This is a genomic window from Pontibacillus halophilus JSM 076056 = DSM 19796, assembly GCF_000425205.1.
In the GTDB taxonomy this organism is placed as follows: Bacteria; Bacillota; Bacilli; order Bacillales; family BH030062; genus Pontibacillus_A; species Pontibacillus_A halophilus.
Genome location: NZ_AULI01000001.1, coordinates 38,725 through 51,515, shown reverse-complemented (window position 1 = coordinate 51,515; position 12,791 = coordinate 38,725). Strand labels below are relative to the sequence as shown.

Annotated in this window: 13 protein-coding genes and 1 tRNA gene; 7 read left to right on the top strand and 7 right to left on the bottom strand. The window is 44.6% G+C overall.

The genetic code is table 11. The features are described 5' to 3' along the window. Nucleotides 1–19: 19 nt before the first annotated feature. Nucleotides 20–232, top strand: coding sequence for a hypothetical protein (locus H513_RS0100240; RefSeq protein ID WP_026798881.1), 213 nt, complete (start codon nt 20–22; stop codon nt 230–232). A gap of 36 nt (nt 233–268) precedes the next feature. Here H513_RS0100240 and H513_RS0100235 read toward each other — a convergent pair whose 3' ends face one another. The 3 genes from H513_RS0100235 to H513_RS0100225 form a co-directional block, all read right to left on the bottom strand. Further along, complete coding sequence (locus tag H513_RS0100235; protein WP_026798880.1) at nt 269–1,045, bottom strand: SDR family NAD(P)-dependent oxidoreductase; 777 nt, start codon at nt 1,043–1,045, stop codon at nt 269–271. 122 nt (nt 1,046–1,167) lie between these two features. Next, entirely contained in the window at nt 1,168–3,933 is a 2,766-nt protein-coding gene (locus H513_RS19325) for a glycoside hydrolase family 31 protein (RefSeq protein ID WP_081658112.1), read from the bottom strand. 333 nt (nt 3,934–4,266) lie between these two features. Continuing rightward, nucleotides 4,267–4,530, bottom strand: coding sequence for a hypothetical protein (locus H513_RS0100225; protein WP_026798879.1), 264 nt, complete (start codon nt 4,528–4,530; stop codon nt 4,267–4,269). 110 nt (nt 4,531–4,640) lie between these two features. Between H513_RS0100225 and H513_RS0100220 the strand changes: the two genes are divergently transcribed. From H513_RS0100220 to H513_RS0100195, 6 genes are all read left to right on the top strand, one after another. Then, on the top strand, nt 4,641–5,162 hold the full coding sequence (locus H513_RS0100220; protein WP_026798878.1) for a DM13 domain-containing protein: 522 nt from the start codon (nt 4,641–4,643) through the stop codon (nt 5,160–5,162). Nucleotides 5,163–5,179: 17 nt separating this feature from the next. After that, the gene (locus H513_RS0100215; protein WP_026798877.1) at nt 5,180–5,869 is read left to right on the top strand and encodes a response regulator transcription factor; all 690 of its coding nucleotides are present in this window, start codon (nt 5,180–5,182) and stop codon (nt 5,867–5,869) included. Then, nucleotides 5,870–6,919, top strand: coding sequence for a sensor histidine kinase (locus H513_RS0100210; RefSeq protein WP_026798876.1), 1,050 nt, complete (start codon nt 5,870–5,872; stop codon nt 6,917–6,919). Further along, a complete protein-coding gene (msrB, locus tag H513_RS0100205) occupies nt 6,916–8,040 on the top strand; it encodes a peptide-methionine (R)-S-oxide reductase MsrB (RefSeq protein ID WP_026798875.1) in 1,125 nt (374 codons plus the stop codon). The genes H513_RS0100210 and msrB overlap by 4 nt, the downstream gene beginning before the upstream one ends. A gap of 184 nt (nt 8,041–8,224) precedes the next feature. After that, nucleotides 8,225–8,455, top strand: coding sequence for a hypothetical protein (locus H513_RS0100200; RefSeq protein WP_026798874.1), 231 nt, complete (start codon nt 8,225–8,227; stop codon nt 8,453–8,455). Nucleotides 8,456–8,536: 81 nt separating this feature from the next. Next, nucleotides 8,537–8,609 (top strand) — tRNA-Ala (locus tag H513_RS0100195). 178 nt (nt 8,610–8,787) lie between these two features. Here the strand turns inward: H513_RS0100195 and H513_RS0100190 are convergent. From H513_RS0100190 to H513_RS0100175, 4 genes are all read right to left on the bottom strand, one after another. Continuing rightward, nucleotides 8,788–10,017 carry a methyl-accepting chemotaxis protein gene (locus tag H513_RS0100190; RefSeq protein ID WP_026798873.1) on the bottom strand — a complete coding sequence of 410 codons (1,230 nt, stop codon included), beginning with the start codon at nt 10,015–10,017 and terminating at the stop codon, nt 8,788–8,790. Then, entirely contained in the window at nt 10,014–10,619 is a 606-nt protein-coding gene (locus H513_RS19320; RefSeq protein ID WP_036768877.1) for an ECF transporter S component, read from the bottom strand. Before H513_RS19320 ends, H513_RS0100190 begins: the two co-directional genes overlap by 4 nt. A 426-nt stretch (nt 10,620–11,045) precedes the next feature. Beyond that, nucleotides 11,046–11,594, bottom strand: coding sequence for a DICT sensory domain-containing protein (locus H513_RS0100180; protein ID WP_026798872.1), 549 nt, complete (start codon nt 11,592–11,594; stop codon nt 11,046–11,048). A 187-nt stretch (nt 11,595–11,781) separates the two neighbouring features. After that, complete coding sequence (locus H513_RS0100175) at nt 11,782–12,744, bottom strand: bile acid:sodium symporter family protein (RefSeq protein WP_026798871.1); 963 nt, start codon at nt 12,742–12,744, stop codon at nt 11,782–11,784. Nucleotides 12,745–12,791 lie beyond the last annotated feature (47 nt).

The window sequence follows — 12,791 nt, the reverse complement described above, 5'->3', positions numbered from 1 at the left end:
AATGTGAGGAGGGAGAGGGATGACGAATAGATGGAGAAGTTATACGCTCTGGGTATCGATCATGGCTTTAGTGAGTATGCTGTTGAAAGACCTAGGGGTCATTAACATGGTCGAGCAGTTCGATGGCTACACGGAAGCGATCTTATCGATCCTCATCTTAGCAGGAATAATTAACAACCCTGAAAAAGAAAAACCTCCAACAGAATTTCCAAAGCAGGATGAGGATGAATAGCGTCACCCATTAAAAAAACGGTGCCACCCCCGCGGGTTAGGCACCGTTGAATTTCTTAGCGAACGTGGCCGCTAGCTTTCGTGGAATGAACTTCGCTGCATAAGCGCTCGCTTTATTAGATGCGCCAGGAATGATAACGGATTGCTTCTTCTGGAATCCTTCAAAGCCAATCTTAGCTACTTTCTGTGCAGTCATGGCACTGCTTTCGGCAATCTTCATATTGTCTGCCTTGGCAGCCGTAAAGAAGTTTGTCGACGTAGGGCCTGGGCATAGCGTTGAGACATGCACATTTGTACGACCTAGTTCACCATTTAATCCTTCTGAGAAGGACAATACGTACGCCTTAGACGCATAGTAGACAGCCATATGTGGACCAGGTAGGAATGCGGCTGTGCTTGCCACATTTAAGATTCCTGTATCAAGGCCATTGTTGGCGTGTTTCTTCATGTCAGGCAAGAACCAATAGGTCAAATCGGTTAGTGCTGTGATATTGACCTGGATCATCTCTTGCTGCTGTCTAAGGGAAAGCTTCTCAAACTCTCCATTCAAGCCAAAGCCAGCATTATTCACAAGGTAATGAATCTCGATGTCTTTGTCGACAAGCGTGCGGTAAATCTCTTCTGCCGCATGGGGAAGAGATAAGTCTTTCGGTAAGACCGTTACCGTCACATGCGGAAGGGATGCCTTTAGTTCTTCTAGTTTCTGTTCGTTACGAGCCACTACGACAAGATCGTAGCCGTTTAACCCAAATAGCTTAGCAAATTCGTAGCCGAGTCCGCTAGATGCACCTGTAATTAGAACAGTTGGTTTCATTATTGGTCACCTCTATAAGGAAGAATCGTACAGTATACGTTTAACATAAGGGATAGAGAAGGGGAAGTCAAAGTAGAGCTTAAAGGAAAGCCCGCTTCTACGTGAGAAAGCGGGCCGTTCTGCTAATCTTCCATGAGTTCTTCAATATCGCGTGCCAAGTCGTGCTCGTCACGCACACCAACTGAGCGGAATCGCTCTTTAACTTTCTGTCTAACGTGCTGAGCGAACGAGAAGCTTGTTTCTTGATTCCAACTAGAGAGGGAAGTTGAGTTCTGGTCTTTCAGTTGTTCAAACTTCTCAATCTTCTTTTGGATGCGTTTTTTCAAGTTCTCTTTCCCATCAACGAACATGGTTACGTGATGTTGTTCGTCAGCGGGGATTGTTGTATAAAGGGTCTTTGCTTCTTCGTCGTAATAGTAACTCTCTTGTTGTGCTTTCACTTCTTCGACGCTAGTGACCTCTTTATATAAGGCTCCGCCTGCACGAACGAATTTTGGAGCTTCTACATCATGGAGCTTTAGGGTATAAGATTCTAGTTCTGAGTCATAATCCGTTACGTGTTTTTCTTGTTTAAATCGGTACATGAAGTCGTTCTTCTTCTCAATATGGAAGGTCGTTTCGTTATACTCGCCATCCTTATAATCTTCAGTTGAACCATCATCTTCAATAAAGGTATACGTGGATTCATTCTTCACGTGTGCGTCGAGTAGAAGGTTCTGAAGCTGCTTCTCTCCTGTATACTGCTGCACATTTCGATGAGGCACAATGGAATCTTGTTTCACATATAGAGGTAAGGTACTTAAATCAGCTTCCTTCGTAATTGTCTGTCCACCATCATGTACTTCCCCGGTCCAATAATCAATCCATTGCTGACCTTCTGGCAAGTAGACTTCTTTAGAGTTAGCACCTTCCTCAACGATTGGCGCCACCATCATGGAATCCCCAAACATAAACTGTTGGTCCAAGTTGTGTGTCTTCTCGTCTTCTTGGAACTGATACACAAGAGGCTGCTGCACCGGTGTACCATCTTTACTAGCTTGAATAAACGCGTTGTATAAGTAAGGCATAAGCTTATAGCGCATCTCAATGTATTTCTTGCTAATGTCCTCTACATCTTGGCCATATTGCCATGGTTCTTGTCCAGGAATGTCTTTAGCTTCTGTATCGAAAGCGACTGTACTTCCATTATCTGCGTGAATACGAGCGAACGGATTGAAGACGCCCATTTGGATCCAACGCGCAAATAATTCACCGGAAGGTCGCTTGGCAAAGCCGCCGATATCGTTACCTACGAATGAAATACCGGATAGACCAACGTTGTTATTCATTGGCGTAGTCATTTGCAGCGCTTCCCATGTACTCGCATTGTCACCCGTCCAAAGTGTTGCATACTTCTGAGAACCAGCATACATATCACGTGTTAATACAAATGGACGCTTGTTCGGTTGGTTGACATCAAATGCTTTGTCCGTTGCGATCGCTTCGTAATGAGCGAACATATTATGAAATTCAGAATGGTCCATGTCCCCATATTGAACATCCAATGGCTGGGTTTTCGTAGGAGTATCGAATACAGCTGGCTCGTTCATGTCATTCCATACGCCATCAACGCCTGCATCCATTAATACATCGTGGCTGTCTGCCCACCAATCGCGAACTTCTTCACGTGCAAAGTCAGGGAAGACTGAATCTCCTGGCCACACTTCTCCTACATAAGGACTGCCATCAGGATTTGTTGCCCAATACTCCTTCTCGGTACCTTCGTCATACATATGATAGCCTGGGTCTTTCTTAATTCCAGGGTCACTTACTGCTACGGATTGAACGCCTTGCTCATCAAGGTACTCATTAAATTGAGCAGGGTCTTTAGTGAAGTCCTCACCCCAAGTGAAATTACGGAATCCGTTCATATGGTCGATATCTAAATGAACAGCGTCAAGAGGGATGTCCTTCTCTCGATATGTATCTACAATGCCTTTAATCTCATCTGCTGTCTTATAGCCCCACTTACTTTGGTGAAGACCAAGTGACCATTTAGGAGGGCGCTGAACCGTTCCCGTTAACTCCGTGTAACGCTCCACTACATCTTCTACCTCTGGTCCATAAGCAAAGTAATAGGTTAGCTGACCATCATTCGCATAAAAGTAGTAGTAATCGTCACTCTCACTCGCCATCTCATAGTAAGAGCGGTGACTATTATCAAAGAAGATTCCGTAAGCTTTCTCTTCTTTCAGTCCAATGAAGAAAGGCACGGTTGTATATAAATATTTCGTATCTTTACTATAGTCATAAGCATCGTTGTTCCACATGCCAATGCTTTCGCCGCGCTTGTTCAAACCGCCTGTCTGCTCACCAAATCCATAGAAGGCTTCCTGTTCGGTCGTGTTTCTAAACACGTAAGGTTTGCCTTCTTCATACCCCATGCCATATTGTTCATTGTCTTCATTAATGACATTGCCTTCTTTGTCTAGGAATTTGACGCCAAACGGCTCCTTATGTATCTTGACCGTAATTTCAGATGTCTTTAGTGTAATCGTTTCTTCATCTTCTTCCACTTCAAAGGAAGGCGTGTCCCATTCTTTGTTGTCAACAGCGATTGTGTCTTCTTCTTTCTCCCCTTGTTTAAGAAGGGTCACTTTCGCTAAGTCCTCAGCTTTCAATCGAATAAAGGCTTGATAATCGTCGTTTAGGCTAAGTTCAATACCATTCTCTACTGTGTTCACAGATTGAACTTGGAGTTTTTCCTTCTCGGCTTTACTCTTATCCAATTCCTTCTCCGGATACGTATCCGCAACGGCTTCAACTTGTTGTGGAGCGGCTGTTGGGATTAGGGCTGTTGCTGCCATTGATGCAACGGCAAAACTGGTTAACGTTTTCGACTTGCTCATCTGCAATCACCTCTTTTTCGAATTAAAGCAAAAATAATACAAATTAATGCCTGTTAAGCGTAGCTCGTCAGATTAACCAGCGTCAATGGAGTGATATATCAATTTTTTATGGTTGTTTAGCATTATTTAATACGCTTTCATTGCGTAATTGTTGGCTTTTTTAACAAGTGGTAGTGATATAGAAAATAAGTAAGAAGTTGGATGTTTCTTAATATAAACTTAATACAAATTGAGTGGGATGAATTAGTTTGAGAGGGGTGAAAGTGGGGTTAAGGGATGACATTCCTATAAGAAGACGTAAAAAAAGAAGACTCATTTCTGAGCCTTCTTCCATTACAAGATGAAATAGGACACCACCGCTACAATAAACAACATGGACAAGCTAGAGCGAACTCGGTTCACCCATGCTTGCTGAACGTCTTTCTCCAAGCGTCTCCATACGATAAAACAAAAGATGAATGCACCGATTACGAGATTGCGAATATCAGCTTGGAAGAGTAGTTCGCCAAGTGAACCTTTCGGACTTACTTTAATAGTAAGTACGACGCACAGGAGCATAATGGCACCAGAGAGTAAGCCAAATTGGGCACGTGACATAACATTTCCTCCTTTCTACAAAGAGTTTATAAAAAGTTTATCTTTTCGTTATAGGTTTATAATGACTCTTTCTTATGCTAGACATACGTTCTAGAAGGAGAGAATGCCTAGTGAAGAAAAGGATCTATTGGTTCCTGAGCGTTGCTGTTGTCGCTCTACTTATAGTGGGATGGTGGCTACTATCCCCATTATTTATTGATAAGGAAGTGGATGAAGCCTTCCCCGTTGCGACAGAATCGAACGCCTCAACTGAACCAAATGAAGAAACCGCGCCGAATAAAGATACGGGAGAGTCAAGTGCTCAAGAAGAAACACCTTCTCCTATCCTAGCAGGAGAGTTCGAAGAGGTCGACAACGTTCACTCGATTGAAGGAAATGCAGAAGTATTCGAAAGTGAGGATGGGAACATTCTCCGACTAAGCGAGTTTGCGACGACAAACAGACCAGATTTGTATGTCTACCTTGTAAAGGATGGACAGGAAACGAAAGATGGAACGTCTCTTGGCACATTAAAGGGCAACAAAGGGAATCAAAACTATGAAATTCCTGTACAATTAACAGTAGAGGAAGGGGACCGAATCGTCATTTGGTGTAAAGCCTTTGGCGTCAGCTTCGGTCACGCTCAATTCTAAGCAAGGAACGTGATTCTTTGAGTTATACCGTACTGGTTGCAGAAGACGATGAAAATATCATTGATGTGTGCCGACGCTATCTAGAGCGAGAGGGCTACGAGGTCATAATTGCAAGAGACGGGGAAGAAGCCATAGAACGGTGGCAGAAAGATCGACCCGACGCCGTTATCTTAGACATCATGATGCCCTTTAAGAGTGGGCTCGATGTGGCAGAGGAGATTCGATTCGCCGACGATATCCCTGTTATTCTGTTGACGGCTCTCAGTCAGGAGAAAGACAAATTATTTGGCTTGTCCATTGGAGTCGATGATTACATGACGAAGCCGTTCAGTCCTCGAGAGCTTGTGTTAAGACTGAAGAATGTCATGAGACGGTATGAACGAACCCCGCAATCTTCATCAGACGACGTGTCTTTCGGCGCGTTTCATATGAATCAGAAGCAGCGGAGGCTCCTAAAGGACGAAGCGGTCATTGAGACAACAGTGAAGGAATTCGATCTATTGTGGTTTCTTGTAAAGAACGAATCGCAAGTGTTTTCACGCTCTCAGCTGCTTGAGCGAATCTGGGGATATGACTATGAAGGAGATACGAACACGATTAACGTTCATATCCGCCGACTACGTGAGAAAATTGAGCCAGACCCTGCGAATCCTGTCTATTTAAAGACGGTATGGGGCATTGGCTATAAGTTTGAAGGACGAATGTAAATGAAGCTACGTACGATTCTAATCCTATCTAATTTGCTGTCCATTTCGATTATTATTGGATTCTTGATTATAAGCTACGTTCGCATGTTTCTCTCAACTGACGTGATTATCTTGCTCTCAAGTATTACAGTTGGAGCGGGGTTGTTGTCTGTCTTGCTGCACCTTGCCGTCACGCACCCATTGTTGAAAGGGGTGCGACAGCTATCGGAAACATCCAAAGTTGTCGCAGAAGGACAATTCGATGTCAAAGTAGAAGAGACAGGGCCGAAAGAGTTTAAAGAACTTGCACAACATTTCAACCATATGTCTACGAACTTGGATGACCTGTTCCATAAAGTGAAAGCATCTGAGAAGTTCAAGCGAGACCTCATTGCGAACATGTCACACGACTTAAAGACACCTGTCGCGTCGATTAAATCCTACGTCGAGGCTATGCAGGATGACATCATTACGGATGAGGAGACGAAGAAAGCCTACTTGCACACCATCCATACAGAAACAGACCGACTGTCCGCGCTCATCCAAGAGCTGCTCGACTTGTCCCGTCTTGAACAGGAACAGAGTAAAGGAGAGTATGAACTTGTTCATATCGATCAACTGTTACTGGAGACACTCCAACAGTTTGAGCTGTTGCTCCGTGAGAAAGAGCTCGATGCACAGGTAGAGCTCCCTAATGTTCTGGAACCCATTGAAGTGATGCCGAATCAGATGAAGCGTGTGTTGAGTAACTTGCTCGACAACGCAGTTCGCTATACGTCACAACAGGGTGAAATCACCATATCTGTTCAACAAGATGATGCCACGACAACGTTCACGGTTCTAGACGATGGACCGGGTATTCGTGAGGAACATCAAGAGGCCATATTTGAACGATTCTACCGCGTGGAACCATCCCGCAACAAGAGCTATGGAGGCTCTGGACTAGGTCTTGCCATCTGTAAGGAAATCGTCGAGCAGCATGGTGGAACGCTAAATGTTGAAAGCGAAGCTGGTGCAGGTTCGCGCTTTACGTTTACCCTACACAATCAACAGAGAGGTGAAGGTTCATGAAGAAACGATGGATCCTGTCGATCAGTGCAGCCGTCCTAATCGCTGCATTCGGTGGGCCAATGCTATACAAATATATGTTCGAACGCTCCACAGGAAGCACGGCTGTGAACGCTGCTGACTACGAAGCCGTTGCGACCTTTGCAGGAGGGTGCTTCTGGTGCATGGAGCCCCCATTTGAGAAATTAGATGGAGTAGGGGATGTAATCTCTGGCTATACAGGCGGAGAGATGGAGAACCCTTCTTACAACGACGTTTCATCCGGATCAACCGAGCACGTTGAAGCGGTGCAAGTCCACTATGACCCAGACGTCATCAGCTATGAAACACTGCTCCAAATCTTCTGGCGCCAAATTGATCCAACCGATGATGAAGGGCAATTTGTGGACCGCGGCTACCAATATACAACTGGAATCTTCTATCACAATGAAGAACAGAAGCAGCTAGCCGAACAATCGAAGCAAGACTTAATTGATTCGAACCGCTTCGAATCAGAAATTGTAACACCAATCGTCGAAGCCTCTACCTTCTATAAAGCAGAAGATTATCACCAGAACTATTACGACAAAAATCCGGTACGCTACAACGTATACCGCAGCAACTCTGGACGTGACCAGTTCCTTGAGAACGCATGGGGAGAGGACCTAAAGTATGACGTTCCTAAACAGACAGGGTCCGGAACTAGTTATACGGATGAAGAACTGAAAGAAATGCTGACCGACATGCAATACAACGTAACCCAAGAAGACGCAACAGAACCAGCGTTCGACAACGAATACTGGGACAACAAAGACGAAGGGATCTACGTTGACATCGTCTCAGGAGAGCCACTCTTTAGCTCAACAGACAAATATAAATCAGGTACCGGCTGGCCTAGCTTCACGAAACCACTTGTCGAAGAGAACATTGTCCTGAAAGATGACCCAGGCATCTTCGGCATGAGAACCGAAGTACGCAGCAAAAACGCGGACTCCCACTTAGGTCACGTGTTCGAAGACGGCCCAGAACCAACCGGCCTTCGTTATTGCATGAACTCAGCGGCTATGGACTTTATTCCGAAAGAGGAAATGGAAGAAGAAGGGTATGGGGAATATCTGTACTTGTTTGAAGATGAAGAGAAGTAACGAAGAAGGCGGGAGCGAGTGCTCTCGTCTTTTTGTTGTCTGTTGTTGTTAAATTTTAACTGGTCTAGTAAAGTGAGAGGGTGTGGAGGGATTGGGGCTGGAGAGAATGAGCCCCACAAAGCTAATTAGTAGAAAGAAAGCTCTCATACTATAATAATTATAAGATTCGTTAGGACGTGTAACTATGAAAGAAAGTGTACTTTGGCTTGCTATACTATTTTCCCTGTTAACGGTAGGAGCGTTGCTCGGACAATTCTGGTTCACCTATGATGAGTCTCTCTTTATTGCCCTATTCGGCAGCGTGGCGTGCTTGCTCTACGCCATCGTTGATTACCAACGTAATCGAATCACATCCATGTTGATCTTCTTGGGGATGTTTCTATTCATGGTTTATTACCTGATTACAAATCTATAAAGAGTTATGGAGTTGGAAAGTTATTGAATTTATTTCGTGGAGATGGTATAATCTTCATTACGGAATAAGACAACTCCATACGGGGCATTAGCTCAGCTGGGAGAGCGCTACACTGGCAGTGTAGAGGTCAGCGGTTCGAGCCCGCTATGCTCCATAGACGAAACCCATTGCAGAACTGCAATGGGTTTTTTATATTTTATTTTGATAACTATTCTCTAGATGACTAGCTCCCATCCCAGCTTATTACTATGTCATCTAGCATTAGTAATCTTTTACGTATTACATAAATAACAATAAAACAAAGCCTGGCGTTATAGCCAGGCTTTGTTTTATTAATTCACAGCCTTCAAATGATCCCGCTTACTCATTTCAGCAGGGCGAACCCACCCTGCATCTTCGCCATTTAAATGTTCTTTCAGATTTTCTTGGACCTTCTTGATGTGCTCGGTCATGGTGGTGGCCGTCATGTCTAATTCCATCATGCTAGACTGTTGCTCCATCGCAAGTCCGGATGTACCTTCTGTTTTACTGTACAGTTCCCCTGTGAGGTCGTTCAATTCACTCATTTGGGCGACAACTTTTTGGTTCTCTCGTTCGACTTCTTGAGAGCTTTGTTCCATTTGCTGTGACTGCTCGTGCAGGCTGTGGATATTCGTAATGACGTCGTCGAAGATTTGAACGACAGCATCGCCCTTCTCACGTCCCACTTCTAAGATCCCAATGTCTCGTTGATAGGACTCCTCCTGCTGACGGATGCTTTCGTGTACGTTGTTAACGATGTCGTTAATGGAATCGGCGCTTTCTTTCACTTGGTTAGATAATTTGCGAATTTCCTGTGCCACGACACCGAACCCTTTCCCGTGTTCACCAGCTCTAGCAGCTTCAATGGAAGCATTCAAGGCAAGAAGGTTCGTTTGATTTGATATGTATTCAATTGAACCTAGTGATTCCGTAACGGCTTTCATCTTATCGAACAGTTCTTGATTGTAGCTTGCAAATTGCTCCGTAAGAGAAATAATCCCTTGGAACACATCCCCGAAATCGTCAATTTGCTTCTTCCCGTTATTGGATAGGGAGGTGATGTTTTCAGTCGTGTCGTTTGTTACTTCAATCATGGCGTTCAAGTTCTGAATCATCGCGTCAATCCGATCCATTTGCTCGGAGAAATCAGCGATATACGTCTTCTGGCTCGTGATTTCATTTACCATATCCATCATGACTGTATTAATCTCATCAGCAGCACCATTCACTGCACCACTCATGGACTGAAGATGTCCAGCATGTGCTTCAACATGGCGCATCTCTTCAAGGGAAGCTCTGACGTAGTCCTCTGTTACAGTCGCAACGTCATCTGTGGCATCATCACTTGTAGAAGGCGTCTGGTATGCCATAATTGCGATGAGAAGTGAGAGTATAAGGAGCCCGGTGACAGGAAGGACAACCGCTAAATTTGGGACGAAGTACGAGAATAAGGCAATGAGTAGGGCCATAATTGTACCTGCTGTAATTTGTGTCCATTGTGCTTTCGTTACTGTAGTCAATGTAGAGAAGATGTGTTTCATGCAGCAAAGCTCCTTTTTTCGTTCAGTTTAGTTACACGTTGTAGTCGCATAGCGAACGGCAAGCCAACGCCGTAGACGATTAAGACTTTAATTAAGTTAAACGGTACGATGACCAAGAGGACAGCTTTGCTGAACGTAGTCGCGTACGGATTCACGGAGGAGAAAGTTACGATATATTGCTCTAGATTTAGGCCTAACAAATTCATGATGGAAGGAAGGATAAAGTAATAATTCAATGCGTACATCGCAGCTAGGAATACGCTAATGGAGACAAGAATGCTCTGCCAGTTCAGGCGTTGTTTATAATGGTAGAAGACTCCTACCATGCCGACCATGATGGACCCTGATAAGAAATTTGCAATCTGGTTAATTGGTAAGCCAACGTAACTCCCGTGAGTGAGGAAATCGACGATGTTCTTAAGAAGCTGAATGAGAATCCCTGCAACGGGCCCGAGAATAATCGCTCCAACTAGAGAAGGAAGATCACTCAAATCCAGCGTAAGAACACTTGGGAAGAAAGGAAGAGGAATTTTCCAATAGAATAGAATGATGCTGAGGGCAGCCAGAATCCCAACTGTAATCCGTTTTTGTAATAGACTCATAGGAAGTCGTCTCCTTTAATTATGTCTTCAAACGTGGTCATACGGTTTCTATAAAATAAATTTAGGTGCGCATAGATGTTAGCTAGGGGGTAGGGAAAAGGTGACTTAAGGAAGTTCGATTAAAATCGGCACGTCCTGTGCCAACATCGAACGACCCTGCATCCCGCAGGGCCCCGTGGAAGTACGTGCTTCTGAGACCCCACAGAGAGCGAAAGCGAACGAGGAGGCTTCTTGTTAGAAGTTCGGTTAAGTTCATCCCCTCCTGGGATAACACCGAACTACCCCACATCGTATGGGGTAACAGGAAAGCGACCCCTTTCCCCTGACCACTAATTTTATTGTACGTGCGCACCCATTATAAACTGGTATGTACTATTAATTGTAATCATAATACAGGTAGCCACATGCAGTGGCTACCTGTAGTCATTAGCCAATCGGGGTTGCGTTAACGTGAGGGGCTAAAAGGTCGTTTGCCTTTTGGATGGTTTGTGGATTGGACGTTTTGACGCCTTTAAATTTACGGTCCTCTTCAATCTCTTGAATACCGAAACCTTCCATGTCATAAGCGACCATCATGGATTTAAATACTGGGCTATCAATAACGAGGAACCATTCACGCATCAGTTCACTTTGGGGTGGAAGAGAGATGTAGTTGATCCCATCTGTTGGATCGGTAGGGGCATCGTCTTCTCCGAAGATATACACATTGGAGTATTCTGTCATCGCACGGAAGCGGTCAATGACATTCTCAGCACGAGAGAATTTCTGGAAACCAGCATACACATTGCCTTTCAGTTTCTTTGTAATCACCATGTTCTCCATCATAAGACACATGTACTCGAGCTGTGGTACTTTCGTTTCGTACTTGAGGGAGCGTGAATTCATCTGGGTAAGTGGGGCGTTGCTTAATTCTTGTACCTCGCCGACGACGTCACCGAAGCATTCTTTAAATAGGGATAGGTTGTTTAACGACAATATAATTCCTCCTTAATAGGTAACGGTATGGTGGTTAACCATAACGTTTGCACATATTCTTGCTTGATGTGCAACATGGGTAAATACCACTAAAACTTAAGTCCTAAACCTAATCCATAAATTATTAATATAAAGGAATGAATAATTAATAAAACCCCGTTGAACTATTCAACGAGGTTTAGGTCAATTAGGCGGAAGCAGATGATTGCGTCTTTCGTTCCGTCCGTTCCTTCTGTTTCCTGAATATCGTGGCAAGGATTGGTCCTGAAATGTTGTGCCATACACTAAAGATGGCACTTGGGACAGCGGCTAGAGGGCTTAAGTGTACGCTTGCGAGCGTGGCACCGAGTCCGGAGTTCTGCATGCCGACTTCAATGGAGAGGGCGCGTTGTTTTGATGGGTTCATTCCAAATAACTTCCCGAAAGTATAACCAATGGCGTAGCCGAGTAAGTTATGTAGCACCACAATGGCGAAGATCAAGGCGCCTGTCTCGGCAATCTTCGGTTGGTTGACGCTGACGACAGCTGCGACGATTGCAACAATTCCAACGACGCTAACTAGCGGGAGGGCTTTCACACCTGCGTCTACTTTAGAGCCGAGTATTGCCTTAACTAGCAGTCCAAGGCCAATTGGTACAATGACAATCTTCAAGATAGACATGAAGAGCGCCCCAGCAGAGACGGGCATCCATTGACTTGCAAACAGCAGGACGAGTGCCGGCGTAAGGATGGGGGCTAATAACGTCGATACAGCAGTGATGGATACAGAAAGAGCTGTATCACCCTTCGATAAATAGGTCATCACATTTGAAGAGGTTCCTCCTGGGCAACAGCCGACTAGGATGACGCCTGCAGCGACTTCATTGGATACGGGTAGTAACGTAACCAATCCGAATGCGAGTAGCGGCATGATAAGAAACTGTGCTCCGACTCCAACCGCGACATCTTTCGGGCGTTTGCCGACTTCTTTGAAATCGTCCTTCGACAACGATAATCCCATTCCGAACATGATGATACCAAGTAAGGTGACGATGTAAGGGGCAATCCACGTAAATCCTTCTGGAATGAAGAATGATAAGACCGCAAAGAGTAAGACCCAAATCGCGAATGTACTCCCTACAAATTGACTGATGCGTTCGAGTTGTTTCAATGAATGTTCCTCCCTTTTTGTGCAAGTTAAGGGAGATTATACAATAT